This is a genomic window from Massilia sp. Root418, assembly GCF_001425265.1.
Lineage (GTDB): Bacteria > Pseudomonadota > Gammaproteobacteria > Burkholderiales > Burkholderiaceae_D > Rugamonas.
The window spans coordinates 174,319-200,206 of sequence record NZ_LMEC01000021.1; the positions used below are offsets into that span (position 1 = coordinate 174,319).

The 25,888-nt window shown below is 66.9% G+C and carries 23 protein-coding genes; 15 read left to right on the plus strand and 8 right to left on the minus strand.

The features are described 5' to 3' along the window. Nucleotide 1: 1 nt before the first annotated feature. The 5 genes from ASC94_RS33795 to ASC94_RS18915 are packed head-to-tail and all read left to right on the plus strand — an operon-like array spanning nucleotide 2 to nucleotide 5,627. Nucleotides 2-1,339 carry a heme A synthase gene (locus ASC94_RS33795; protein ID WP_056398649.1) on the plus strand — a complete coding sequence of 446 codons (1,338 nt, stop codon included), beginning with the start codon at nucleotides 2-4 and terminating at the stop codon, nucleotides 1,337-1,339. Continuing rightward, nucleotides 1,336-2,229 (plus strand): heme o synthase, encoded by an 894-nt coding sequence (gene cyoE, locus ASC94_RS18900; RefSeq protein WP_056398653.1) that lies wholly within the window; start codon nucleotides 1,336-1,338, stop codon nucleotides 2,227-2,229. The genes ASC94_RS33795 and cyoE overlap by 4 nt, the downstream gene beginning before the upstream one ends. A gap of 1 nt (nucleotide 2,230) precedes the next feature. Continuing rightward, nucleotides 2,231-2,818, plus strand: a complete 588-nt coding sequence (locus tag ASC94_RS18905; protein ID WP_056398657.1) for an SCO family protein — start codon at nucleotides 2,231-2,233, stop codon at nucleotides 2,816-2,818. Nucleotides 2,819-2,853: 35 nt separating this feature from the next. Then, nucleotides 2,854-3,891 (plus strand): AI-2E family transporter, encoded by a 1,038-nt coding sequence (locus tag ASC94_RS18910; protein ID WP_056398660.1) that lies wholly within the window; start codon nucleotides 2,854-2,856, stop codon nucleotides 3,889-3,891. Then, complete coding sequence (locus ASC94_RS18915) at nucleotides 3,891-5,627, plus strand: bifunctional diguanylate cyclase/phosphodiesterase (protein WP_056398662.1); 1,737 nt, start codon at nucleotides 3,891-3,893, stop codon at nucleotides 5,625-5,627. The genes ASC94_RS18910 and ASC94_RS18915 overlap by 1 nt, the downstream gene beginning before the upstream one ends. Here ASC94_RS18915 and ASC94_RS18920 read toward each other — a convergent pair. From ASC94_RS18920 to ASC94_RS18940, 5 genes are all read right to left on the minus strand, one after another. Beyond that, entirely contained in the window at nucleotides 5,624-6,964 is a 1,341-nt protein-coding gene (locus tag ASC94_RS18920) for a hemolysin family protein (RefSeq protein ID WP_056398665.1), read from the minus strand. The two genes, ASC94_RS18915 and ASC94_RS18920, sit on opposite strands and share 4 nt — an antisense overlap. A gap of 86 nt (nucleotides 6,965-7,050) precedes the next feature. Continuing rightward, entirely contained in the window at nucleotides 7,051-8,181 is a 1,131-nt protein-coding gene (locus tag ASC94_RS18925; RefSeq protein ID WP_200955784.1) for an ABC transporter permease, read from the minus strand. A gap of 7 nt (nucleotides 8,182-8,188) precedes the next feature. Further along, complete coding sequence (locus ASC94_RS18930) at nucleotides 8,189-9,427, minus strand: ABC transporter permease (protein WP_082616665.1); 1,239 nt, start codon at nucleotides 9,425-9,427, stop codon at nucleotides 8,189-8,191. Next, a complete protein-coding gene (locus tag ASC94_RS18935) occupies nucleotides 9,424-11,241 on the minus strand; it encodes an ATP-binding cassette domain-containing protein (RefSeq protein WP_157201531.1) in 1,818 nt (605 codons plus the stop codon). The genes ASC94_RS18930 and ASC94_RS18935 overlap by 4 nt, the downstream gene beginning before the upstream one ends. Before the next feature lie 59 nt (nucleotides 11,242-11,300). Further along, on the minus strand, nucleotides 11,301-12,326 hold the full coding sequence (locus ASC94_RS18940) for an HlyD family efflux transporter periplasmic adaptor subunit (RefSeq protein ID WP_056399677.1): 1,026 nt from the start codon (nucleotides 12,324-12,326) through the stop codon (nucleotides 11,301-11,303). Nucleotides 12,327-12,416: 90 nt separating this feature from the next. On the opposite strand from ASC94_RS18940, the gene ASC94_RS18945 reads away from it, so the two are divergent. Then, a complete protein-coding gene (locus ASC94_RS18945; RefSeq protein ID WP_056398671.1) occupies nucleotides 12,417-13,091 on the plus strand; it encodes a CerR family C-terminal domain-containing protein in 675 nt (224 codons plus the stop codon). A gap of 14 nt (nucleotides 13,092-13,105) precedes the next feature. Here the strand turns inward: ASC94_RS18945 and ASC94_RS18950 are convergent, their stop codons facing one another. Then, nucleotides 13,106-14,269 carry an MFS transporter gene (locus ASC94_RS18950; RefSeq protein WP_056398675.1) on the minus strand — a complete coding sequence of 388 codons (1,164 nt, stop codon included), beginning with the start codon at nucleotides 14,267-14,269 and terminating at the stop codon, nucleotides 13,106-13,108. 118 nt (nucleotides 14,270-14,387) lie between these two features. Here ASC94_RS18950 and ASC94_RS18955 point away from each other — a divergent pair, with 118 nt between their 5' ends. Beyond that, nucleotides 14,388-15,287, plus strand: coding sequence for a LysR family transcriptional regulator (locus ASC94_RS18955; protein ID WP_056398684.1), 900 nt, complete (start codon nucleotides 14,388-14,390; stop codon nucleotides 15,285-15,287). Between the two features lie 17 nt (nucleotides 15,288-15,304). Here the strand turns inward: ASC94_RS18955 and nhaR are convergent, their stop codons facing one another. Beyond that, entirely contained in the window at nucleotides 15,305-16,216 is a 912-nt protein-coding gene (gene nhaR, locus ASC94_RS18960; RefSeq protein WP_056398685.1) for a transcriptional activator NhaR, read from the minus strand. A gap of 112 nt (nucleotides 16,217-16,328) precedes the next feature. Here nhaR and ASC94_RS18965 point away from each other — a divergent pair, with 112 nt between their 5' ends. From ASC94_RS18965 to ASC94_RS19000, 8 genes are all read left to right on the plus strand, one after another. Continuing rightward, nucleotides 16,329-17,375 carry a DUF475 domain-containing protein gene (locus ASC94_RS18965; RefSeq protein WP_056398688.1) on the plus strand — a complete coding sequence of 349 codons (1,047 nt, stop codon included), beginning with the start codon at nucleotides 16,329-16,331 and terminating at the stop codon, nucleotides 17,373-17,375. An 88-nt stretch (nucleotides 17,376-17,463) separates the two neighbouring features. Next, nucleotides 17,464-18,039, plus strand: a complete 576-nt coding sequence (locus ASC94_RS18970) for a TerD family protein (protein ID WP_056398692.1) — start codon at nucleotides 17,464-17,466, stop codon at nucleotides 18,037-18,039. A 2-nt stretch (nucleotides 18,040-18,041) separates the two neighbouring features. Next, entirely contained in the window at nucleotides 18,042-18,737 is a 696-nt protein-coding gene (locus ASC94_RS18975) for a TIGR00266 family protein (RefSeq protein WP_056398695.1), read from the plus strand. 27 nt (nucleotides 18,738-18,764) lie between these two features. Continuing rightward, nucleotides 18,765-19,346: a TerD family protein gene (locus ASC94_RS18980; protein ID WP_056398697.1), complete on the plus strand. Its 582-nt coding sequence runs from the start codon at nucleotides 18,765-18,767 to the stop codon at nucleotides 19,344-19,346. 298 nt (nucleotides 19,347-19,644) lie between these two features. Beyond that, the gene (locus ASC94_RS18985) at nucleotides 19,645-20,376 is read left to right on the plus strand and encodes a FadR/GntR family transcriptional regulator (protein ID WP_056398701.1); all 732 of its coding nucleotides are present in this window, start codon (nucleotides 19,645-19,647) and stop codon (nucleotides 20,374-20,376) included. A 123-nt stretch (nucleotides 20,377-20,499) separates the two neighbouring features. Continuing rightward, nucleotides 20,500-21,411: a 5-dehydro-4-deoxyglucarate dehydratase gene (kdgD, locus tag ASC94_RS18990; protein WP_056398704.1), complete on the plus strand. Its 912-nt coding sequence runs from the start codon at nucleotides 20,500-20,502 to the stop codon at nucleotides 21,409-21,411. 14 nt (nucleotides 21,412-21,425) lie between these two features. Continuing rightward, nucleotides 21,426-23,000, plus strand: coding sequence for an aldehyde dehydrogenase (NADP(+)) (locus ASC94_RS18995; protein ID WP_056398705.1), 1,575 nt, complete (start codon nucleotides 21,426-21,428; stop codon nucleotides 22,998-23,000). Further along, entirely contained in the window at nucleotides 22,988-23,872 is an 885-nt protein-coding gene (locus ASC94_RS19000; RefSeq protein WP_056398708.1) for an SMP-30/gluconolactonase/LRE family protein, read from the plus strand. Before ASC94_RS18995 ends, ASC94_RS19000 begins: the two co-directional genes overlap by 13 nt. 143 nt (nucleotides 23,873-24,015) lie before the next feature. On the opposite strand, the gene ASC94_RS19005 is transcribed toward ASC94_RS19000, so the two are convergent. Next, the gene (locus ASC94_RS19005) at nucleotides 24,016-25,875 is read right to left on the minus strand and encodes a glycoside hydrolase family 28 protein (protein ID WP_056398710.1); all 1,860 of its coding nucleotides are present in this window, start codon (nucleotides 25,873-25,875) and stop codon (nucleotides 24,016-24,018) included. Between the last annotated feature and the right edge of the window lie 13 nt (nucleotides 25,876-25,888).

Consider the following 25,888-nt stretch of genomic DNA (forward strand, 5'->3'; position numbering starts at 1 on the left):
GATGCATCACACCACGCTGGCCCAGATGGCCATCACCGGACTGCTGGTGGCGCTGCTGCCGCTGTCCATGGTCTGGGTATCGTCGGACGAGAACAAATACCGCAAGCTGGTCTGGATCAGCGTGTTCCTGACCTTCGACCTGATCGTGTTCGGCGCCTTCACGCGCCTGACCGATTCCGGCCTGGGCTGCCCGGACTGGCCGGGCTGCTACGGCTTGGCCAACCCCTTCCTGGCGCACGCTGAAATTGCCGCCGCCGAGGCCCTGCAGCCGAGCGGCCCGGTCACCGTGTTCAAGGCCTGGGTGGAAATGATCCACCGCTACCTGGCCATGGGCATCGGAGTGCTGATCGTGGCCATGATGGCGGTGGCGCTGCTGCAGTCGCGCAAGGCGCGCAAGCTGGCCGCGCAGCCGGTGCAGCAGGGCGCCGCCGCCACGGCCGCCGCCGTGGCCCGCGCCGCCGCCATGCGCTGGGCCTACGCCCCAGGCCTGCCGGTGGCGCTGTTCTTCTTCGTCTGCCTGCAGGGCGCGTTCGGCGCCTGGACCGTCACGCTCAAGCTGCAGCCGGTGATCGTCACCATGCACCTGCTGCTGGGCATGGGCCTGCTGGCCATGCTGGCGTGGTTCGGCTGCCGCCAGGATACCGTGCACGGCGCGCTGCTGGCCGCCGGCGCGGCGCTGCAGCCGCTATCGCAACCGCCATCGCAGCCGCCATCTCAACCGCCATCGCAGCCGCCATCCGCGCAGCAGGCGTCCCCGCAGCCGCCGCGCCGCGCCTTCGCGCACGCGGGGCCGATCGCGCCGCTGCCGGTGCTGCGCACCATCCGCTGGCTCGCGCTGGCGGCCGGCGCGGCGCTGCTGGTGCAGCTGGCCCTGGGCGGGTGGGTGAGCACTAACTACGCCACCCTGGCGTGCACCGAGTTCCCGACCTGCGGCGGCAAGCTGGTGCCGGAGATGGATTTCGAGCACGGCTTCCACCTGTGGCGCGAGCTGGGCAAGACCGCTGCCGGCCACTACCTGCCGTTTTCCGCGCTCACCGCCATCCACTGGGTGCACCGCAATTTCGCCTTCGTGGTGCTGCTGCTGGCCGGCTACGCGGCCTGGCGCGCCTGGAACCTGGCCGGCATGACCCGGCTGGCGCGCGGCATCGCGGCCGTGCTGGCGCTGCAGACGGCCAGCGGCCTGGCCACCATTTACCTTAGTTTTCCGCTGGCGATCGCGGTGCTGCATAACGCCGGCGCAGCGCTGCTGGTGCTTTTGCTGACCATGTTAAACTATCGGGCTAAGCACCAACTCGACACGGCCCGGCACGACGCTGCGCCAGCCAGACACCGCCAATGACGACCCACTCAGCACTTCATAAACCGACCAACCGCATCGCCCAGTACTGGGCGCTGACCAAGCCGCGCGTGACGCAGCTGGCGGTGTTCTGCGCCGTGATCGGCATGTTCCTGGCCACCGACGAACTGCCCAGCTGGCGCGTGGTGGTGGCGGCCACCTTCGGCATCTGGCTGCTGGCCGGCGCCGCCTTCGCGGTGAACTGCCTGGCCGAGCGCGAGATCGACGCGCGCATGGCGCGCACCGCGCGCCGCCCCATGGCGCAGGGCGAAATCAGCGTCACGCAGACCGCCGTGTTCTCGGCCGTGATCGGCGGCCTGGGCATGTGGATACTGTACGCGCTGGTCAACCCGCTCACCATGTGGCTGACCTTCGTCACCTTCGTCGGCTATGCCGTCATCTACACCATGATACTCAAGCCGGCCACGCCGCAGAATATCGTCATCGGCGGCCTGTCCGGCGCCATGCCGCCGGCGCTGGGCTGGGCCGCCGTGGCCAACGACGTGCCGATGCAGGCCTGGCTGCTGGTGATGATCATCTTCATCTGGACGCCGCCGCACTTCTGGGCGCTGGCCATGTACCGCCGCGACGACTACGCCAAGTCCGGCCTGCCCATGCTGCCCGTCACGCACGGCATGACCTTCACCGGCTTCCACGTCTGGCTCTACTCCATCGCGCTGGCCGCCACCACCTTGCTGCCGTTCGCGGTGAAGATGAGTGGCCTGATCTACCTGGTCAGCGCCATCGCGCTGAATGTGGTGTTCCTGTGGCACAGCTGGCGCGTGCACCGCCACTACACCGACCTGGTGGCGCGCAAGGCGTTCACCTGGTCCATCATCTATCTGTCCCTGCTGTTCGCCGCGCTGCTGGTGGACCATTACGTGAAGATCTGACATGAAAAAACTTTTCGCCGTGCTGTGCATCGCGCTGGCCCTGGGCGGCTGCCAGAAGCAGGCCCCCGGCTCCGGCCTGGCCTTCAAGAACACCGACCTGACGGGCCTGAGCTATGCCCAGGGCTTTGAACTGAACGACCACACCGGCAAGCCGGTCACGCTGGACACGTACAAGGGCAAGGTGGTGGTGATCTTCTTCGGCTACACCCAGTGCCCGGACGTGTGCCCGACCACCATGGCCGAGATGTCCGGCGTGATGAAGGAACTCGGCCCGCAGGCCGACCAGGTGCAGGTGCTGTTCATCACCCTGGACCCGGCGCGCGACACCAAGGAACTGCTGTCCCAGTACGCGCCCACCTTCGATCCGCGCTTCGTCGGCCTGTACGGCACCCCCGAGCAGACCGCCAAGGTGGCCAAGGAGTTCAAGGTCATCTACAACAAGGTTGAAGGCAAGACGCCGGACAGCTACACCATCGACCACACGGCGGGCAGCTATGTGTTCGACAAGAACGGCAAGATCCGCCTGTTCCTGCGCCACGGCCAGGGCCCGGCCCCCATCGCGCATGACCTGAAACTCCTGCTTTCCTGATAAGCTAGCCCCCGATACAACAATTCGAGGGCCAGATGGAAAAACGTTTTCAACCGTACAGCCGCCTGGCTGCGATCGTCTTCCTGGTGATCGGCTGCCTGGCGGTGCTGCGTCCCTTCCTGGCCGCGATCCTGTTCGCCGCCGCCATCACCATTTCCAGCTGGCCGCTCTACCTCATGCTGCTGCAGCGCTGCCGCCAGCGGCACACGCTGTCGGCCATCATCATGACCTTGTCGCTGATCCTGGTGATCATCCTGCCGCTGGCCCTGGTCACCTGGAACATTGCCGACAGCGCGCGCGAAGCCTACGAGCACCTGCGCACTGCGATTGACGAAGGCACCGTGGCGCCGCCGTCCTGGCTGCGCGAAGTGCCCATGGTGGGCGAGGCGGCGGACGCCTACGTGCGCAAGATCATCGGCAGCCGCGAGGAACTGGTGGCGCTGGCCAAGCGCTACATGGAGCCGGCGCGCCAGTTCCTGCTCGGCAGCGGCGTGGTGCTGGGCAGCGGCGTGGCGCAAGTGAGCCTGGCCGCCTTCGTCAGCTTCTTCCTGTACCGCGACGGCGCAGCCATCCTCGGCGCGCTGCGGGTGGGCATGGACAAGATCATGGGCGAGCACGCGGTGGAGGTGGCGGACACCGTCAGCCGCACCGTGCGCGGCGTGATGTACGGCCTGCTGGGCACAGCGCTGGCGCAGGCCGCCGTGGCCTGCATCGGCTTCCTGATCGCCGGGGTGCCGGCCGTGGCGCTGCTGTCGGTGGCCACGTTCCTGTTCTCGCTGGTGCCGGTGGGCCCGCCGCTGATCTGGGGCGGCGCGGCGCTCTGGCTGTTCAACCAGGGCAGCACCGGCTGGGGCATCTTCATGCTGGTGTGGGGCGTGTTCGTGATCAGCGGGGTGGACAACGTGGTCAAGCCCATGATCATCAGCCGCGGTTCCAGCCTGCCGTTCCTGCTGGTGCTGCTGGGCGTGATGGGCGGCGTGCTGGCCTTCGGCTTTGTCGGCCTGTTCATCGGCCCGACCCTGCTGGCGGTGGCGCTGGGCCTGCTGCGCAACTGGACCGGGAAGCCCGCCTGATGCGCACCCTGCGGCGCAAGGACACGGCAACGCTGCTGGCCGAATGCGAGGCGCGCTACAGGGCGCTGATGGAGCTGGTGCCCGACGCGGTGTGGATCCACAGCGGCGGGCGCATCGTGGCGCTGAACGGCGCCGCGCAGCGCCTGTTCGGCGCCGACTCGGCCGCCGTCCTGCTGGGCAGCGAGGCGGACGCGCGCGTGCCGCCCGGCTGCCGCGCCCAGCTGGAGCAGGGCCTGTACGGCGACCTGGCGCTGGCCCAGCTGCAGCCGCGCCGCGCGGTGCAGCTGCTGCGGTTGGACGGCGCGGCGGTGGACGTGGAGTACTTCGGCTGCCGCCTGTGGTTCGAGCATGGCGAGGCGGTGATGTGCGTGGCGCGCGACCCGGGCGAACGGCGCCATGGCACGCACGACGCGCTGACCGGCTTGCCGAACCGCGCGCTGTTCCTGGACCGCCTGGCGCACGCCATCCGGCGCGCCGAGCGCCGCAAGGAGCGCCTGGCCGTGGTGTTCCTGAACCTGGACAAATTCAAGCAGGTCAACGACACGCTGGGCCACGCCGCCGGCGACGAGCTGCTGCGCCTGGTGGCCGCCACCCTGCGCGGCAGCGTGCGCGACTTCGACACCGTGGCGCGCCTGGCCGGCGACGAGTTCGTGCTGCTGCTCGACAGCCCGCTGGCCGGCATCACGCCCGGCATGATCGCCGAGCGCATCGGCGAGCAGCTGGCGCGCCCGGTCCTGCTGGCCGGCCAGGAGCACGTGATCACCGGCAGCATGGGCCTGAGCCTGTATCCGGACGACGGCACCCAGGCCGAGAGCCTGCTGCGCCAGGCCGACATCGCCATGTGCCGCGCCAAGGAGGCCGGCCGCAACGGCTTCCAGTTCTTCACGCCGGAAATGCAGCAGCGCGTCGATGCGCGCGTGACGCTGGAGCAGGGCCTGATGCGCGCCCTGCAGCGCGACGAATTCGTGCTGCACTACCAGCCGCAGGTGGACCTGGCCAGCGGCAAGGTGATCGGCCTGGAAGCGCTGCTGCGCTGGCAGTCGCCGGATCTGGGGCTGGTGCCCCCGCTGCAGTTCATCCCGGTGGCCGAGGAAAGCAATCTGATTGTGGCCATCGGCAGCTGGGTGCTGGACAAGGTATGCGCCACGCTGCGCGCCTGGATCGACGCCGGCGTACCGGTGGTGCCGGTGGCCGTGAACGTGGCCGCCGCGCAGTTCGCGCAGCAGGACATGGAAGCCATGGTGCGCGAAACGCTGCAGCGCCACGCGCTGGAGCCCGGCCTGATCGAACTGGAACTGACGGAGAGCATCCCGCTGGTGGATCCGGAAGCCTCGATCGCGCTGATGCACCGCCTGAAGGCAATCGGCATCACCATGTCGATCGACGACTTCGGCACCGGCTATTCCAACCTGAGCTACCTGAAGCGCTTCCCGGTGGACAAGCTGAAGATCGACCAGTCCTTCACGCGCGGCGTGGCCAGCGATCCGGAGGACCGTTCCATCGTGACGGCGGTGATCAGACTGGCGCACAGCCTGGGCTTGCGCGCCATTGCGGAAGGGGTGGAGACGGAGCGCCAGGTGCGGCTGCTGGCGCGCCAGGGCTGCGACGAGATCCAGGGCTACTACTTCAGCCGTCCCCTCGCGGAAGACGGCATCGTGGCCATGCTGCGCAGCGGCGCCGCGCTGGAGCTGCCGCCGGGCGGCATCGGCGGGCAGCACGTGCGCATGGCCGGTTAGTCCTGGTCGTCGGACTCGCTATGGCGGGGCTGGCGCGGGATTACCTTCACCAGCAGGATGCGCGGGCCGGTCATTTTCTTGACCACGATGTCGAAGCCGTTGAACTCCACGCGCTGTCCCTGTTTCGGAATGTCGCCCAGTTTCAGCATCACCATGCCGCCTACCGACTCGATGTCCTCCAGGCCCATTTCCTCGTTCTCGATATCCAGTCCCAGCGCGCGTTCCAGCGACACGATCGGCAGGCTGGCCTTGCCCACCAGGGCGCCGTCGGGCTGCTTGAGCCAGTCGTTTTCGTTGAGGCGGAATTCGTCGTGGATCTCGCCCACCATGGCGCCCAGCAGGTTGTCCAGCGTGAGGAAGCCCACCGGGCGCTTGCCCTTTTCGCCGATCAGCGCGAAGTGCGGCGCACCGTCCTTGAAGCGGCGGAACAGTTCCAGCGCAGGGGTGCGCGCCGAATAGGTTTCCACCGGGCGCAGGAAGGGCATCATGGAGGTGATGGCCTTGCCGGACTGCTCGGCGAAGAACAGGTCCTTCAGGTGCACCATGCCGAGCACGGTCTCGCCGTCCGCGTCGTAGTAGGGGTAGCGGCTGAAGCGGTTGCGCACCACGGTTTGCAGGTTTTCCTCCAGCGACTTGGCGGCGTGCAGCGCAATCACTTCATGGATCGGGCGCATCAGGTCCGACACCGACAGCTGGCTGAAATCGAGCGAGTGCGCCAGGATGTTGCGTTCGTCCTTGTTGAACTTCTCGCCGGGCTGGCTGGTGCGCAGGATCAGCTTCAGTTCCTCGGTGGAGTAGTGCGAATCGCCATGGCCGGCGCCGGACAGGCCGGCCAGGCGCAGCACCATGTTGGCGCTGGCGTTCAGCACCCAGATGGCGGGGTACATGGCCCAGTAGAAGCCGTACAGCGGGATGGCGCTCCACAGGCCCACCGCTTCGGGCAGGCGGATGGCCAGCGACTTCGGGGCCAGTTCGCCCACCACGATGTGAAGGAAGGAGATGGTGACGAAGGCAAAGATGAAGGAGACGCCGTGGATCAGTTGCTGGGACGTGACGCCGAGGATACCGAACACCGGTTCCAGCAGCGAGGCGAAAGCCGGTTCGCCGACCCAGCCCAGGCCCAGCGATGCGAGGGTGATGCCCAGCTGGCAGGCCGACAAATACGCATCGAGTTCACCGTGGACCTTGGCCAGGATGCGGCCGCGCAGGCCTTGCGTCTTGGCGATGGCGCGCACGCGGGTGCGGCGCAAGGTGACGATGCCGAATTCGGCGGCAACAAAGAAACCGTTCAGCGCTACCAGGAATAGCGCCAGCAGGACCAGCAGTAAATTAGCCATATAAATCGCTTGCGCGACCGTAGTTGAAACCTACATCTTATCCGACGCGGGCGATGCGGGCGCAAAATTGCCTTCTGGCTATGGATTCAGGCGAGGCGGTTGCGGAACAGCCAAGCCGCCAGCGGCAGCGTCAGGGCGGCGATCAGCAGCATGGGCAGCAGGTCCAGCGCCACCACGCGCAAGCCCACGCCTTCCAGGTAGACGCGCTGCACCAGGTCGATGGCGAAGCGCAGCGGATTGGCCAGGGTGAGCGTTTGCAGCAGCGGCGGCATGTTGCGCACCGGCGTGGTGAGGCCGGACAGCAGCATCATGGGCATGATGAGGACAAAGGTGTACAGCATGGCTTGCTGCATATTGAGCGACACCGCCGATATCGACAGCCCGATGCCGACGCAGGCCAGCGTGAACAGGGCCAGTCCGGCGTACAGCGTGAGCAGCGACCCGGCCAGCGGCACCTTGAACCACAGCGCCGTCACTAGCAGGATGATGGTCGATTGCGCCAGCCCGATCAGCACCGGCGCGAGCGCCTTGCCGGCCAGGATCTCCAGCGGCGACATGGGCGTGACCAGCAGCTGGTCGAAGCTGCCCTGTTCGCGCTCGCGCGCCACCGACAGGGCGGACAGCAGCAGCGTTTGCAGCATGCTCAGCGCCGCCACCATCCCGGGCAGCATGTACCAGCGCGTTTCCAGGTTCGGGCTATACCAGGCGCGCGCCTCCACCGTGAGCGCCGGGCCGCTGCCGCCGTGGCGCCGCGCCCAGTCCTGGTTGTAGGCGGCAGCCACCTGTCCCACGAAGCCGGCGGCCGATCCTGCCGTGTTGGAGTTGCGCCCGTCCAGTATCAGCTGCACCGGCGCGCGCTCGCCGGCGTAGAGCTGCTGCTCGAAGCGGGGGCCGATGTGCACGGCCAGCATGGCTTGCTGCGTTTCGATGGTGCGGGCCATGGCTTCCTGGCTGTGCAGCGTGGCCACGCGGCGCAGCACGCCGCTGCCTTCCAGCCTGGCGACCAGTTCGGCCGAGGCGGCGCTGCGGCTCTGGTCCAGCAGCACGTAGGGCGCATCGGTGAGGTCGAAGGTAGCGGCGTAGCCGAACAGCATGCTTTGCACCAGGGCCGGTACGAACAGGATGGCGCGCGTTTTCGGATCCTTGACCACGGCCAGGAACTCCTTGCGGCACAGATTGGCGATGCGGCGCAGCGACGCCATGAAGCTTGCGGACATGATGGCCTCAGTCGAGTTTTTTGCGGGTGACGGCGCGCGCCACGCCCAGCAGCAGCACAGCGTAGGCGGCCAGGATGGCGCAGTTCTTGAAAATCAGCGGCCACACGTTCCCGGCCAGGAACAGTGTCTTGATCAGTTCCATGAAGTAGGTGGCCGGCAGGGCGTTGCCCACGTACTGGATGGCGCGCGGCACGCTGCGCAGGTCGAACAGGAAGCCGGATAGCATCAGCGAGGGCATGAAGCTGCTCAGCAGCGCGACCTGGCTGGCCAGGAACTGGTTGCGCGTGACGGAGGAGATCACCAGGCCCAGGCCAACCGCCACGAACAGGTAGAGCATGGATGCCAGCACCAGGATGGCCAGCGAACCTTGCATCGGCACGTGGAACAGGAAGCGCGCGGCCAGCAGGCAAAGCGCCAGGCCCGCCATGCCGACAGTGAAGTAGGGGATGATCTTGGCCAGCAGGATCTCGGCCGGGCGCACCGGCGTGACGAACAGCGCTTCCAGCGTGCCGCGCTCCCATTCGCGCGCCATCACCAGCGCGGTGAGGAAGGCGCCCACCAGCGTCATGATGAGGACGATCAGTCCTGGCACCAGGTACCAGGTGCTGGTGTTGGCGGCGTTGTACCACATGCGCTGCTCGATGGCGACCGTGCCGGCGGCCGGCGTCCCCGCCGCTGCTGCCGTTGTTGCCGCTGCCCCTGCGGCGCGGCCTTGGCGGTCGGCCTGGATGGCGCTCCACTGCGCCAGTGCGCCGCTGGTGTATTGCAGGATGATGGCGGCACGGTTGGCGTCGGTGCCGTGCACCAGCACCTGCACGCGCGCGCCGCCCTGCGCCAGGCGGCGCGAGAAGTCGGCGGGAATGCGCACAATGCCGTCCACGCGGCGCTCGGTCATCAGCTGTTCGGCTTCGTGCATGGAGCCCAGCAGGACCGGCGCGATGGCCGTGCTGTGCAGCAGGCCGGCCACGGCGTCGGCGGCGGTAGGGGAGGCGTCTTCCATCACGACCGCCACAGGCGCATTCTTCACGTCCAGCGACAGGCCGTAGCCGAAAATCAGGATCAGCACGATGGGCAGGGCGATGCCGATGGCGAGGTTGCTGGCGTCGCGCACCAGCTGGCGGAACTCCTTGCGCACCAGCGCGCGCAGCCTGGCCGCGCTGGCGCTGGCGCTGGCGCTGCCGCTGCCGTTAGCGCCGGCGCTCGTGCTTGCGTCCGCGGCCGGGGGCGCGTCCTTGTGCGGCGTCATGGCTGGCCTCCCTGCCGGTTGCGCTCCACGATGCCGATGAAAGCCTGCTCCATGCCCGCCGCGCCGCCGGCCTGTTCGCGCACCTGCTGCGGCGTGCCGATGGCGAGCAGCTTGCCGGCATCCTGGATGACGATGCGGTCGCAGTACTCGGCCTCCTCCATGAAGTGGGTGGTGATGACCACCGTGACCCCGGCCGCTGCCAGCGCCGTGATGCGGCGCCAGAACTCGCGCCGCGCCAGCGGATCGGCGCCGCTGGTAGGCTCGTCCAGGAACAGGATCTCCGGCGAGTGCAGCAGGCCGACCGCCATCGCCAGCCGCTGCCTGAAGCCGCCCGGGAGCTGGCCGCTGGCCATGTCCTCCTGGCCGGCGAGCTGGAACTGCGCCAGCACTTCGCCGGTGCGAAGGCGCAGGCGTTCGCCGTGCAGGCCGTAGGCTTCGCCGAAGAACTTCAGGTTCTCCGCCACAGTGAGGTTGCCGTACAGGGAGAACTTCTGGGCCACGTAGCCAACTTTGCGGCGCGCCGCGGCGCGCGCGTGGCGCAGGTTCACGCCGGCCACCTGCAGGAAGCCGCTGCTGGCGGGCAGAAGGCCGCACAGCATACGGAAGGTGGTGGTCTTGCCCGCGCCGTTGGGGCCGAGCAGGCCGAAGATTTCACCGCGCGCCACGCTGAAGCTGGTGCTGGAGACGGCCGTGAAATCGCCGAACTTGCGCACCAGGTCGCGCACTTCGATGACGGCGCCGTCGGCCGCTGGCGAGCCATCGCCGATTGCGGGAGCGGTGTTGACGGATGCCGCGTTGACGGACGCTGCGTTGACGGATGCTGTGCTGCCGGCTGGCCCGGCGCCCGCCGGGAGCAGTCCGCCGCCGTTTTGGCTGGCCGTGTCGCCGCCGGTCTGCTGGCGCAGCATCAGCATGAAACCATCTTCAAGCCTGGCCTCGGCGGGGACGGTGGCCGCACCGTCGAGCAAGCCAGCCAACGCTTGCGGCGCGGCATCCCTGCGCGCGATGTATCGCACCTTGCCGCCTTCCGGCACAGCGTCCACGACGCTCTCGCCGGCATCCAGCAGCCTGGCCTGCAGTGCGCGGGCCGACATGCCGGCCGGCGGCGTGGCCATGTGGCACAGGCCGTGCGCGCCGCTGCGGATGGACTCCGGCGTGCCCGATGCCAGTACCCGTCCCTCGTGCAGCACGCACACATGCGCGCAGCGCTCCGCCTCGTCCAGATAGGAAGTGCTGACCACCACCGTCAGCCCCTGCTCGTCCACCAGTTGCTGCACAATGGACCACAGTTCGCGCCGCGACAGTGGGTCCACGCCCGCCGTGGGCTCGTCCAGCAGCAACAGCTCGGGCGAGCGCACCAGCGTGCAGGCCAGGCCCAGTTTCTGCTTCATGCCGCCGGAGAGCTGGCCCGCCAGGCGGCTTGTAAAGCGCTGCAGGTCGGTCATGCGCAGCAGCCGCTCGAAGCGCGCGCGCCGCACAGCCGCCGGTACGCCATGCAGGTCCGCGTACAGGTCCAGGTTCTCCTGCACGCTCAAGTCCTCATACAGGCCAAAGCGCTGCGGCAGGTAGCTGATGCGGTCCTGCACCCGCTGCGGCTGGCGCGCCACGTCGATGCCGAGCACTTCCAGTTGGCCGGCGCTGGGCGCCATCAGCCCGGCGGCCAGCCGCAGCAGCGTGGTCTTGCCCGCGCCGTCCGGTCCCACCAGCGCCGTCAGGGCGCCGGCCGGTACCGCAAGCGACACGCCGCGCAGCGCCTCCACCGTGCGCCGGGTTTCCTTGACGAGGAAGCGCTTGTGCAAGCCCGTCCCTGACATGGCGGGACCGCGCGCGCCGGGCACCCCGGGCGCTGCAGCGGGAGGCGCCGCGCGGGTATTCATCTCTGAGCCTGCGCGGCAGGGCGCGCGATCCGCACCGTGGCGGGCATGCCCAGGCGCAGGCGGTCGTCCTTGTCCTCCGCCAGTATCCGCACTTCATATACCAGGCTGGTACGCAGGTCCTCGGTCTGCACGGTCTTCGGCGTGAATTCGGCCACCGAGGAGATGTAGCCCACCTTGCCCGCAATTGCCTGGCCAGGCAGGCTGTCGATGGCGATGCTGGCGGCCATGCCGGGCTGCACCAGCCCGAGTTCCGTCTCGCGCACATACGCCCGCACCCATTTGGGGTCCGTGATGGCCAGGGTGTACACCGGCCGCTGCGGCGAGGCCATGTCGCCCGCTTCCATCAGGCGCGCACGCACCACGGAGGCGATGGGCGCGCGCAGTTCCGCGTCCGCCAGCTGCTGCGCCAGCACGGCTGTTTGCGCCTGCGCCGCTGCCAGCTGCGCTTCGGCCTGCGCGATGTCCTCCTTGCGCGCGCCGGCCTGCACCAGCTCCTGCGCCTTGCGCGCACCTTCCAGCCGCGCCTGCGCAGCCTTGCTGCGCGCGGCCGCGTTGTCCACATCCTGCAGGCTCACGGCGCGCCCGACTGGGCCTTGCGCCAGCCCTTGCAGGCGGACCAGGCTCTTGGCCGCCAGGTCCGCCTCGGCCTGCGCCTCGGCCGTCTGCGCGCGCGCCTGGCTCACTTCCTGCGGCCGGCTGCCGGCGCGCAGCCGGGCCAGCGTCTGTTCCAGGGCGCCGGCCCGCGCGCGCGACTCGGCGATGCGCAGTGCCAGCGTGGTGGTGTCCAGCTTGCCCAGCACCTGGCCCGGGCGCACGCGGTCGCCTTCCTGCACCGACAGGCTGGCAATGCGCTCGCTGCCGTTGAACGCCAGCGACACCTGGCGCAGGTCCACGTTCCCGTACAGTAGCAGCCCCTCGGCGGCAGGGGGACGCATGGCGTACCACGCCGCCGCAGCAACAGCAGCCAGCACCAGCACCAGCACCAGCACCAGCACTGTGGCGATAATGATTTTCTTGTTCATGTTGCAGCCCTCCGGCGCCAAGTATGCGAGAATTCTACATCAAATTTAAATTTGAATTTGAATTAATGAATTCCTCTACAATACCGCCCCATGACTACTGCCAAGCCCAAACCAACCGCCGCCCCGGCGCGCGCCGCGCGTTCGGACGGCGACGCCACGCGCAGCGCCATCCTCGACGTTGCCGGGCAGGTGTTCGCGCAGCGCGGCTATGCGGACGCCACCAGCAAGGAGATCTGCGCCCGCGCGGGCGTGAACATGGCCTCGGTGAACTATCACTTCGGCAGCCGGGGAGGCCTGTACCAGGCGGTGCTGGTGGAGGCGCACAACCATTTGCTCCGGCTGGAAGAGATGCAGGCGCTGGCCGCCGGCCCGGCCGCGCCGCGCGACAAGCTGCGCGCTATCGTCGGCCGTATCGTCGAGCATGTGACGGGCCCGCGCGCGCACTGGGGCAGCAGGGTGGTGGTGCGCGAGCTGCTCTCGCCGAGCGAGCACGCGCCGGTGCTGGTGCAGCAGGCGATCGCGCCCAAGGCCAGGATATTGATCGGCATCGTGAGCCAGATCGTAGGCTTGCCGCCGACGCACCCGGCCATGCAGCGCAGCCTGTTCTTCACCGTGGCGCCCTGCCTGGCCATGCTGCTGGCGCCGGCCGAGTTGCGCACGCAGGTGCTGCCCGGCCTGGGCGGCGACCCGGCCCAACTGGCGGACGACTTGCTGCGCTACGCGCTGGCGGGAATGGATGCCCTGGCCGCGCAGTACAGGGCCTGAAACTCCGTTGAAACTCAGCGCGCCGGGAACGCGTGCCGGTTCGAGCGCGCCGCGATCGCCAGCGCTGCCGCCAGCAACAGGCACAGGGTCCACGGCAGTGATCCCGCGCCCGCGGCGCTCAGCAGCAGTCCGCCAAACAGGCCCCCGCCCGCAATGGCCAGGTTCCAGCTGGTGACCAGCAGCGACTGCGCCACATCGGCCGCGCTGCCCGCCACGTTCGCCAGCGCCGTCTGGAAGAAAGTGGGCGCCCCGCCGAAGGCCAGCCCCCACACGCCGACCGCAACGTAGACCGCCGCCGGGTGCGTGCCCCACAAGCCAAGCGCCGCTGCCGCCAGCCCGAACGCGGCAGTGCTGCCCAGCACCATGGCGCGCAGGCGGCGGTCGATCAGCAGGCCTGCCAGCCACAGGCCCCCGATGGACGCGGCGCCGAAGATGAACAGCACCGCATCCGCCTTGTGTTCCAGGCCGGCAGGCGCCAGGAAGGGCGAGATATAGGTGTACAGGATGTTGTGCGCCAGAACGTAGGCAAAGGTAGTGGCGAGCACCGCCTTCACGCCGCTGATGCCCAGCACCTGGCTGACCGGTGCGCGGCGGGCGCCGCCCTGGCCTGGAAAGTCCGGCACTGCGGCCATCACCCAGCCGATCAGCACCAGCGCCAGGACGCTCATGATGGCGAAGGCGTACTGCCAGCCCAGCGTGGCGCCAAGCAGCGTACCGGCCGGCACGCCGAGCGACAGGCCGACCGGGATGCCGGCCATTGCCACGGCCATGGCGCGGCCTTTGTGCTGCGGGTCCACCATGCGCACGGCGTAGCCGGCCAGCAGCGCCCACAGCATGCCGGCAAACACGCCTGCCGCGAAGCGCGCCGCCATGGTGAGCAGGTAGCTGGTGGAGAGGGCGGTAACGCAGTTCACCAGCGCGAAGCCGGCGATGGTGGCCAGCAGCAGCGGCTTGCGGCGCAGACCCTGCGTGGCGGCGGTGAGCGGGATGGCGCACAGCAGGGAGCCGAGCGCATAGCTGGTGACCAGCTGGCCCACCATGGCGCCGCTGGCATCGAGGCTGGCGCCCATCTGCGGCAGCAGGCCGGCGGGCAGCGCTTCGGTGAGGATGGTGATGAAGCCCGCCATGGCCAGCGCGAGCAGGCCGGAGAGCGGAAACGGAGAGGAAGGTGTGGTCATTGTGTGGCCTTGTGATGGGAGGTCCGGCCACAGTAGCGCCCATGCGGAGGAAGAAAAAGTGGGCTAGACTTCCTGTCTTTAAGGACTCCCTTGTCCTGAATGGGGGGCGGAAGCGGAAATGAAGTCGGAAAGTCTGAGCGGGTTCAATGTCTTCGTGCAGGTGGCCGAGACGCGCAGCTTCGTGGCGGCCGGGCGGGCGCTCGGCGTCTCCGCCTCTGCCATCGGCAAAAGCGTGGCGCGGCTGGAAGAGCGGCTGGGCGTACGGCTGTTCCACCGCAGCACGCGCAGCATGACCCTGACGGCGGAGGGGACCATGCTGCTCGAACGCAGCCGCCGCGTGCTGGCCGAGATCGAGGCGGCCGAGCAGGAATTGTCGCAGTCGGCCAGCATGCCGCGGGGCAGGCTGCGCGTCAGCCTGCCCATGGTGAGCGGCCTGGTGCTGCCGCTGCTGGCCGATTTCATGCGCGCCTATCCGGCCGTGGAACTGGACCTGTCGTTCACGGACCGCATGGTGGATGTGGTGGAGGAGGGCTATGACGCGGTGGTGCGCACCGGCGAGCTGCTCGATTCGCGCCTGTCCTCGCGCCAGCTGGGCAGTTTCGGCACCGTCATCGTCGGCTCGCCGGCCTACTTCGCGAAAAACGGCGTGCCGCAGCGCCCGGCCGACCTGGCTAGCCACCCCTGCCTGCACTACCGCTTCCCGAACTCGGGCAAGCTGGAAGTGTGGCCCTTGCTGCGCAAGGACGGCGAGCCGGATGGGGAGCCAAATCTACGCCTGCCCACTTCCATGATCTGCGATAACGCGGAAACCCGGGTGTGGTTCGCCCTGCAGGGCCTCGGTATCGCCTGCCTGCCCGAGTTCGCGGTGCGCGCCGAACTGGCGGCCGGCACGCTGCGCACGGTGCTGGACGACTATGTCGACCGCACCATCACCTTCCGCCTGCTGTGGCCATCGAGCCGCCACCCCGCGCCCAAGCTGCGCGCCTTCATCGACTTCATGGCGGCGCGCGGCCTGTAGCCGCGCCGCCCGTGCGCTCAGCCGTCGCTGGTGAAGGCGCCCGTGTGCAGCTGTTCCAGGATGGCTTCCACCGCCGGGTGCTTGATTTTGCGCTCGTTCGAGATGGCGTAGAACTGTTCCTTCAGCTCGGGCGCGTCGCCCACGTGGACGGCGCCGAACTGTTCCTGGATGTCGTGCCCCAGCACCGAGGGCGCGAAGAACAGGCCCATGCCGTTGCGGCCGAAGGTGTTCAGCATGGCGTTGTCCTCGAATTCCCCAACCACGTCCGGCCGCACGCCATGCCGCACGAACCAGGCGTCAATGCGGCCGCGCAGGGCGTTGTTGCGGGTCGGTAGCAGCAGCGGCGCGCCGTTCAGGCTGTGCGGGAAGTTGCGCCGGTATTTCGCCGCCAGCTTGCGCGCGCCGAACAGCTGCATCTCGCTTTCCAGCAGCAGGTGGCTGAACACGCGCAGGCTGGGCGAGGCGCGCACCGCGCGGTCGGTCAGCACCACGTCCAGCTTGTTCAGCGCCAGGTCGCCCAGCAGGGAATCGAATTCATTCTCCATGCAGATCAGCTTGACCTTCTTGCTCAGGTGCTGCGTCATTTCCAGCAGGCGGTAAGCCACCAGCTTGGGCAGCGAATCGGAAATGCCGACGGTGAGCCGCATGCGGCCCGCGTCCACGTCCGTGAGCGCCTGCTGCAGCTGGTCCTCCAGCTGGAAGATCTGGTCCGCATAGTCGAGCGCCACGCGGCCGGCCTCGGTGGGCACCAGGCGCCGGCCCTGCTGCTTGAGCAGGGCCGTGCCGAGCTGCAGGTCGAGCTGCGTCAGCTGGGTGCTCACGGTCTGCACCGCCAGACCCAGGCGTTCGGCGGCGCGCGTGACGCTGCCTTCCTTGGCCACGGTCCAGAAAAAAAACAGGTGCCTGAAGTTGATGCCGGCGGTTTTCATGTGTTTCGTCCATCCTGCTTTTCCGAAGTAATACTTCGATTATCTTCTATTTTTAAAAGAGAGGGAAATCTCTACACTGCATGACATTCATCAATAAGAAAGGAATATGCAGATGAAACACTTCAGAGTGTCATTCATCGTCTCCTTCATCTGCCTGGCAGTCGCAGGCTGGTGGGGCTACGAACATACGGGCTGGGGCGGCGCGCTCACGGCCCTGGGTATCGCCACGATTCTGGCGGTGATGGAAGTATCGCTGTCGTTCGACAACGCGGTGGTCAACGCTTCCGTGCTGAAAACCTGGGACGCCTTCTGGAAGAAGCTGTTCCTGGGTGTGGGCATCATCATCGCGGTGTTCGGCATGCGCTTGCTGTTTCCGCTGGTGATCGTGGCGGTGGCGGCGGACATCAGCATGGCCGAAGTCTGGACGCTGGCGCTGAACGACCCGAAAGCGTACTCCACGCACCTGACCAACCACCACGCTGAAGTGGCGGCATTCGGCGGCGCCTTCCTGCTGCTGGTGTTCCTGAACTTCCTGCTGGATAAGGACAAGGAAACCCACTGGCTGGGCAACGTCGAGAAGAAACTGGGCTCGCTGGGCAAGATGTCGTCGGTTTCCGTCATGGTCACCATCGGCGCGCTGCTGGCCTGCCTGGGCATGGTGGAAGAGGGCCAGAAGCTGATCGTGCTGATCGCCGGCCTGTGGGGTGTGCTGATCTACGTGGCGGTGGACGGCTTGAGCAGCCTGCTCGAATCGGAAGAAGAAGGCACCAACGTGGGCGACATGGTCAAGCGCGGCGGTATCGGCGGCTTCCTGTACCTGGAGGTGCTGGATGCTTCGTTCAGCTTCGACGGCGTGATCGGCGCGTTCGCCATCACCAACGACGTGGTCATCATCATGCTGGGCCTGGCCATCGGCGCGATGTTCGTGCGCTCCATGACCATCTTCCTGGTCGAGAAGGGCACGCTGGACGAATTCGTCTACCTGGAGCACGGCGCGCACTACGCGATCGGCATCCTGGCGGTGATCATGCTGGCCAGTATCAAGTTCCACATTCCCGAAATCTTCACGGGTCTGATCGGTGTGGCGTTCATTGCGGCTTCCATCTGGTCGTCGGTACGCCACCGCAAGCAGCAAGAAGCGCTCGGCGTCACTGCCTGAGCGGTGTAAAGAAAACGCGGCGCGCCCATAGAACACCGGCCCGCCGCGCATGCAGCAAGGTGTTCAACTACTTTAGGAGTCACAAATCATGGCAATCAGTCTGCAAAAAGGCGGTAACGTTAATCTGAGCAAAGAAGCTCCGGGCCTGTCGAAGATGGTCGTAGGCCTGGGCTGGGATATCCGCAACACGGACGGCGCGGCATTCGACATCGACAGCTCCGCCTTCCTGCTGAAGGTTGACGGCAAGGTCCGCGCCGACAACGACTTCATCTTCTACAACAACCTGAAATCGAGCGACGGCTCGGTGACCCACTCGGGCGACAACCGCACCGGTGCCGGCGACGGCGACGACGAAACCGTCACCATCGAACTGTCCAAGGTGCCGGCCGAAGTGGACCGCATCGCGATCTGCGTCACCATCCACGAAGCCGATGCACGCCGCCAGAACTTCGGCCAGGTGCAGAAAGCCTTCGTGCGCTGCGTGAACGCGGCCGGCAACACCGAGATCGCCCGTTTCGACCTGTCCGAAGACGGCTCCACCGAGACCTCGCTGGTGTTCGGCGAGGTGTACCGCAACGGCGGCGACTGGAAGTTCCGCGCCGTCGGCCAGGGCTACAAGGGCGGCCTGGGCGCGCTGGCTTCCTCCTTCGGCGTCGCGGTGTAACCATGCCGGTGTTCACCGTTACAGGGGATGTCGATCCCTTCCTGCACGTCTCGCTGCGGCAGGGCGAAAAGATCTACTGCGAATCCGGCGCCATGGTGATGATGGAATCGGCGCTTGAGCTGAAAGGCAAGATCACAGGCGGTATCGGCAGCGCCATCATGCGCACCTTTGCCAACGGTGAATCGTTCTTCCAGCAGCACATCGAAGCGGTGCGCGGCAACGGCGATTGCCTGTTGTCGCCCACCTTGCCGGGTGCGATGCAGGTGGTGGACGTCGGTCCGCGCCAGTACATGATCAGCGACGGCGCCTTCGTGGCGGCGACCTCCGGCGTGGAGCTGAAGGTGCGCACGCAAAGCCTGGGCAATGCGCTGTTCGCGCAGAGCGGCGGCTTTTTCATCACGGAGACGCAGGGCAGCGGACAGCTGGCGGTGTCGGGCTTCGGTTCGATCTCGCAGCTGGAAGTGGAGCCGGGCAAGGACGTGACCATCGATAACTCGCACGTGGTGTGCTGGGACAGTTCGCTGCGCTACGAGATGTCGGTGGCGACCTCGCAAAGCGGCGGCTTCCTGAGCAATCTGGTGAACAGCCAGACCAGCGGCGAGGGCATGGTCCTGCGCTTCTCGGGCCAGGGCAAGATTTTGGTGTGTTCGCGCAGCCGCCAGGGCTTCCTGGGCTGGGTGCGGGGCACCGGACAGTAATCGGAACAAACAAGCAAGGAGTTAGCTATGTCAGTCAATTTGCAAAAGGGCCAGAAGATCTCTCTGGACAAGGAAGCCGGCAGCGCGCTGTCGCGCGTGGTGATGGGGCTGGGCTGGGACGCCGTCAAGAGCAAGGGCTTCTTCGGCTTCGGCGGCGGTAGCGCGGAAGTGGACCTGGACGCCTCGTGCGTGCTGTTCGACACCGAGAACCGTCCGCTGGACGTGGTCTGGTTCCGCCAGCTCAAGAGCCAGGACGGCAGCGTGGTGCATAGCGGCGACAACCGCACCGGCGCCGGCGACGGCGACGACGAGCAGGTCACCGTCTCGCTGAACAGCGTACCGGCCAACGTGAAGAGCATTGTCTTCACGGTGAACAGTTTCACCGGCCAGACCTTCGAGCAAGTGCAAAACGCCTACTGCCGCCTGATCAACGCCGCCGACGGCAAGGAAGTGGCGCGCTTCAACCTGTCCGTGCAGGGCAAGCACTCGGCCCAGATCATGGCCAAGCTGTACCGCCACAACGGCGAATGGAAGATGCACGCGATCGGCGAAAACGGCACCGGCCGCACCTTCGACGACCTGCTGCCGCAGATCGCGCCGCACCTGTAACACGCGGCTGTCACGAGCAAGTGTCGTACCGGGCGCCCGGCAGGCCGGTCTGTCGGGCGCCCACCCCATGTTTGCTTCCCGGTGCGTGTTACCCATGGCACGCGCCTTTTACACGGCAACCTGATCCAGGTTGCCGTTTTTTTATGGCCGCGCGCGCTGCGCGCCAGGGCGGGCGCAAGAGCAGGGCGTAAGAACGGGGCTTAAGAGCGGGGCTTAATAGCGGGGCTTAAGAACGGTCGTCATACAACTGCTATAATGGGCGCTTCAATATCCAGGCTTCATTTGAATCCGCCCAGCCATGAACGACATCGCCGCAGCCAACGCCTTGCAGCCACCCAAGAAGCGCCACCGCAACCTTGCGCAGGGCGTGGTGGAGAGCATTACCGCCAGCATCACCGGCGGGCAGCTCAAGCCGGGCGACAAATTGCCGACCGAGTCCGTGATCATGGAGATGCACGGCGTGAGCCGCACCGTGGTGCGCGAGGCGATTTCGCATCTGCAGGCCGCAGGCCTGGTGCAGACCAAGCACGGCATCGGCACCTTCGTGCTGGAGCCGCAGCCCGGCGCGCTGCGCATTTCGCCGGACACCGTGCGCACCATCGGCGACGTGCTGGCCATCCTTGAGCTGCGCATCAGCCTGGAAACCGAAGCGGCCTGGCTGGCCGCCGCCCGCCGCAGCGAGGCGCAGCTGGCCGCCATGGGCGAGGCGCTGCAGCGCATCCTGGAGGGCGGCTCGGTGGAGGCTGACGTGCAGTTCCACCTGCTGATCGCGCAGGCCACCAACAACCGCTATTTCGTCGACATCCTGACCGACCTGGGCACCACCATCATCCCGCGCGCCCGCGTCAACTCGGCCCAGCTGGCGCACGACGACCCGGCGCACTACCTGGAACGCGTGAACCGCGAGCACGAGAACATCTACAACGCCATCGCGCGCCAGGACCAGGAAGGCGCGCGCGCCGCCATGCGCACCCACCTGAGCAACAGCCGCGAACGTCTGCGGCGCGCCCAGCAGGAAGTGGCGCCGTAACCGTTTCCTGATAGCCAAGGACTAAAAAGCCACATCAAAACGCTTGCCCGACTTCGATTATAGTTGTACGATGTCATACAACAACTCGGCGCTAGCCGCTTTTTAGTCCACACTGGAGAAGACATGCATCCTAATGACCTCAAAACCATCCTCTCGTCCGGCCTGCTGTCCTTCCCGGTCACCGACTTCGACGCACAGGGCAACTTCCGCGCCGACACCTACGCCAAGCGCCTGGAATGGCTGGCACCGTACGGCGCCAGCGCGCTGTTCGCCGCCGGCGGCACCGGCGAGTTCTTCTCGCTGACCCCGAACGAATACAGCGACGTCATCAAGACCGCCGTCGACACCTGCAAAGGCAAAGTGCCTATCCTGGCCGGCGCCGGCGGTTCCACCCGCGCCGCCATCGGCTACGCGCAAGAAGCCGAGCGCCTGGGCGCGCAAGGCGTGCTGCTGCTGCCGCACTACCTGACCGAAGCGAGCCAGGACGGCCTGATCCGCCACGTGGAAGAAGTGTGCGCCTCGGTGGACTTCGGGGTTGTGGTCTACAATCGCAACGTCTGCCGCCTGAACGCGGACTCGCTGGAAAAGCTGGCCGACCGCTGCCCTAACCTGATCGGCTTCAAGGACGGCCTGGGCGACATCGAACTGATGATGCAAATCTGGCGCCGCATGGGCGACCGCTTCAGCTATCTGGGCGGCCTGCCAACCGCGGAAGTGTACGCAGCTGCGTACAAGGCGCTGGGCGTGCCGGTGTACTCGTCGGCCGTGTTCAACTTCATGCCGAAGCTGGCCATGGACTTCTACCACGCCATCGCCAACGACGACCACGCCGCGCAGAACAAGATGCTGGACGAGTTCTTCCTGCCGTACCTGGAGATCCGCAACCGCAAGTCGGGCTACGCAGTATCGATCGTCAAGGCTGGCGCCAAGATCGCCGGTTACGACGCCGGTCCGGTGCGCGCGCCACTGACCGACCTGACCGAAGAAGAATGTGCAATGCTGGAAAAACTGATGCGCGCACAGGGCGCGCAATAAACTAAGGAGTAGTTATGCAAGTATCCGGTGAAATGATTATCGGCCGTAGCGTAGTACGCGGCCAGGAAGGCACGATCAAAGCGACCGATCCTTCCCGCAACGAGCAAATCGAACCGGCCTTCGGGCTGGGTGGCGAAGCCGAGCTGCAGCAAGCTTGCGCGCTGGCCGAACAGGCGTTCGACCGTTATCGTGAAACCGGATTGGAGCAGCGCGCCCGCTTCCTGGAAACCATCGCCGACCGCATCATGGACATCGGTCCAGCGCTGATCGAGCGCGCGATGCAGGAAACCGGCCTGCCGCAAGCCCGCCTGGAAGGCGAGCGCGGCCGCACTTGCAACCAGCTGCGCCTGTTCGCCAAGGTGGTGCGCGACGGCCGCTTCCTGTCCGCCACGCTGGACTCGAAGCTGCCGGACCGCACCCCGCCGCGCTCGGACATCCGCCTGCGCAAGATCGGCCTGGGCCCTGTGGCCGTGTTCGGCGCCAGCAACTTCCCGCTGGCCTTCTCGGTAGCGGGCGGCGACACTGCGTCCGCGCTGGCGGCAGGCTGCCCCGTGGTCGTGAAGGCGCACTCCGCGCACCTGGGCACTTCCGAACTGGTGGCGCGCGCCGTGCAAAAAGCCGCCATCGAATGCGACATGCCCGAAGGCGTGTTCTCGATGCTGATCGGCTCCGGCGTCAGCGTGGGCCAGAACCTGGTCGCCCATCCTGCGATCAAGGCTGTCGGCTTCACCGGCTCCCGCGCCGGCGGCACCTCGCTGATGCGCACTGCCGCAGCGCGCCGCGAACCGATTCCCGTGTATGCTGAAATGAGCAGCATCAACCCGGTGTTCCTGCTGGCAGGCGCACTGGAAAACAGCAAACTGCCGCAAGCCTTTGTTGATTCGCTGACCCTGGGTGCAGGCCAGTTCTGCACCAACCCGGGCCTGCTGATCGGCGTGGACGGCCCGCTGCTGCAAGCGTTCACCGAAGGCGTGGCAACCGCGCTGGCCGCCAAGGCCCAGCAGACCATGCTGACCCCCGGCATCCACCAGGCTTACTCGTCGGGCGTGGCCAAGCTGGCCGCAATCCCTGGCGTGAAGCTGGTCGGCCAGGGCATGACCGGCGCCCTGCCATGCGGCGCGCAAGCTGCGCTGTATGAAGTGGCTGCTGAAACCTTCCTGTCCAATCCGGACCTGGAAGGCGAAATCTTCGGACCGGCCTCGCTGCTGATCCGCTGCCGCAACGAAGACGAAGTGGTGCGCGTGGCCGAACACCTGGAAGGCCAGCTGACCGCCGCCGTGCACGCCACCGCAGCCGACCTGGCGTTTGCCAAGCGCCTGATGCCGACGCTGGAGCGCAAGGCCGGCCGCGTGCTGTTCAACGGCTTCGGCACCGGCGTGGAAGTCTCGCACGCCATGGTGCACGGCGGCCCGTTCCCGTCCACCTCGGACAGCCGCAGCACTTCCGTTGGCGCCTCCGCCATCGACCGTTTCCTGCGTCCTGTGAGCTATCAGGACGTGCCGGCAGAGCTGCTGGCTGCCGAGCTGGCCGACGGCAACCCGCTGGCGATCCCGCGCGTGGAAAACGGCGACCTGGTATGGAACGCGTAAGCGGCATCCAATGCAAGGTAGGTGAAAGCCCGGTCTGGGACGCGCACAGCGCGGCCTGGTACTGGGTGGACATCGCCGGCAAGCGCGTGTGGCGCCTGGACGGCGAAGGTGGTGGCCGGGGCGCACTGCGCTCCTGGACCACCTCCGAAATGGTCGCGTGCATCGCGCCCAAGGAAAGCGGCGGGCTGATCGCCGGCATGGAAACAGGCCTGTTCAGCCTTGCGCTGGGCGAAGGCGGGCAGGCCGGGGAAACCTGGCTGGCGCGCCCCGCCTCGCTGGGCGAAGGCATGCGCTTCAACGACGGCCGCACCGACCGCCAGGGGCGCTTCTGGAGCGGCACCATGTTCATGGACATGTCGGCCGCGCGCGCCATCGGCGAGCTGTATAGCTACAGCGCGGAGCAGGGCTTGTCCGCGCCGGTGGTGTCCGGGCTGGTGACGCAGAACGGGCTGGCATGGTCGCCCGACGGGCGCACCATGTACTTGTCCGACTCGCATCCGAGCAGCCGCTTGATCTGGGCGTTCGACTACGACACCGCTACCGGCGTGCCGTCGAACCGGCGCGTGTTCGCCGACCTGAACCAGCACGTGGGCCGTCCCGACGGCGCAGCGGTGGACGCCGAAGGCGGCTACTGGACCTGCGCCAACGACGCCGGCTGCCTGCTGCGCTTCACGCCGGACGGCAAGTTCGACCGCCGGGTCGACGTACCGTTCGCCAAGCCCTCCATGTGCGCCTTTGGCGGCGCCGACATGGCAACGCTGCTGGTCACCTCCATCCCGTCCGGCAAACCGGAAGACGCGGAATGGGGCGGCGCAGTCGTGCTGCTACGGCCCGGCATCAAAGGCCTCGTGGAAACACGTTTCAAAGCATAAGCAAAAGCAAAAGCAAAAGCGCCTTCACGGCGCTTTTTTTTTTGCCCCGAAGCAGCGACCTGAGCCGCATTTTCCCTCACTTCGGGGTCAGACCCCGAAGTGAGGGAAATGCGGCTCAGGCTGCTTGTAGGAAGGCCGGGAAGTTAGCCGGATAATTCCGAGTTGTGGATGGTGCCGCCGATGGTGACGTTCTTCAGCTTGAGGCTTTTCACGTTGTACAGGAACCACGGCGATTCGGTGCTGGCCGGGGTGCCGAAGTCGCAGTCGCTGATGGTGACGTTGCTGACCGGGACAATGGTGGGCATCGGCGCGCTGCCGTTGTAGTCGGACGCGACCGGGCCCAGGATCACCACGGCCTGGTAGCACGAGGCCTGCTTGCCGTTTTTCGCGGTCACGTTGCCCACCTTGACGTTGGAGATGTGGATGTTCTCCACCACCGGGGGACGGGTGCGCACCGTGTCGGCGATCGGCGCGTAGTCGCAGTCGAAGGTCACCACCGCGCCGGCCGCCGTGGCCACCGTGCGCGACTGGATCGGCGAGCCTGGCAGCGAGGCGTAGAAGGAGGGGCTGGTCTGCACGCCGTTCGGGATGCTGATGTTGCGCACGTAGAAGTTGCGCAGGTAGCCGCCGCGGTTCAGGTTGGTCTTCAGGCGGATGGCGGTGTTGAGCGGGTTGGTTTGCCAGTGCGCGTTCTGGAACACCAGGTTTTGCGCGTAGACGTTCTGGATGCCGCCCGCCATTTCGCTGCCCAGCGTGACGGCGCCGTGGCCGCTGTGCATGATGCAGTCCTGGATCACGATGTTCTGCGACGGGCCGAACTGCGTGTCCTGGTTCTTGCCGGCCTTGATGGCGATGCAGTCGTCTCCCGCGTCGAAGGTGCAGCCTTCCACCAGCACGTGGTCGCATGCTTCCGGATCGAAGCCGTCGCTGTTCGGGCCATGGCTGACGGCGTGCACTTTGCGGATGACGATGTTGCGGCAGTGGACCGGGTGGTGCTGCCAGAACGGCGTGTGCTGCACCTGGTAGCCCTGCAGCAGCACGTTGGTGCAGCTGACGATGTGCACCATGGACGGGCGCAGATAGTGCCCCAGGCCGAACACGCGCCTGGCCAGCGGCACGCCCGCTTCGGACAGCGCCGGCAGGTATTGTTCGTCGGCGCGCCATTTGCCGCCTTCGCCCTGGATCTGCAGGCGTTCTTCTTCGGTCAGCTGGGGCGCCACCTCGGCCATCGAGGCCGGGTTGGCGGGGTTTTCGATGTTGCCGGCCAGTTTGCCGGGGCCGAAGTTGGGTACCGAGTTTTCCGCCACCGAGTTCTTGGTGCGCGTTTTTCCTTTCCAGGTCCACCAGCAGTCGCCTGCGCTGTTGAACGGCACACCGCCCTGGCCGTCGATGATGCTGGTCCAGTCTTCCCCGGTGAGCGCGATATTGTCCTGGCCGTAGGCGTAGATCGGGGACGAGAAGTTCAGGCAGTCGTTGCTTTGCCAGCGCGTGATCACCAGCTTGCCGTTCTTGCCGCAGTCGAAGTCGCCGTATTTCGCGTAGTCGGACGGCTGGTTGCTGAAGTAGATGTGGGCGCCGGCTTTCAGGTGCACGTGCACGTTCGACAGCAGCACGATGGGGCCTGCGCAGAACCAGTTACCGGCCGGGATCACCACGCGGCCGCCGCCGGCCTTGCTGCACGCGGCAATGGCGGCGGCGAAGGCGGGGTAGCTGTCCTTGGAGCCCGGCGCCGGGGTGTTCATCTCGTCCTGCTCTTCGAACGATTTCCAGGCTTTGACCTTGACCAGCTTGCAGGTGGCGGCGCCATACTTGGTGACGTCGAAGTCCTGCTTGCGGAACACCAGCGGCTTGGACAGGCGCTTGACGATGTCCGCCGCGCGTTCCCACGGGTCCACGGCGGTGGCGGCGCCCGCCAGCGACGGCACGCCGCCCGCCAGCGCCAGGCTGGTGGCGGATGCGGCTTTCATCACGCTGCGGCGCTGCTGGTTGATGGTCTTGTTCATTCGTTCTCCGATT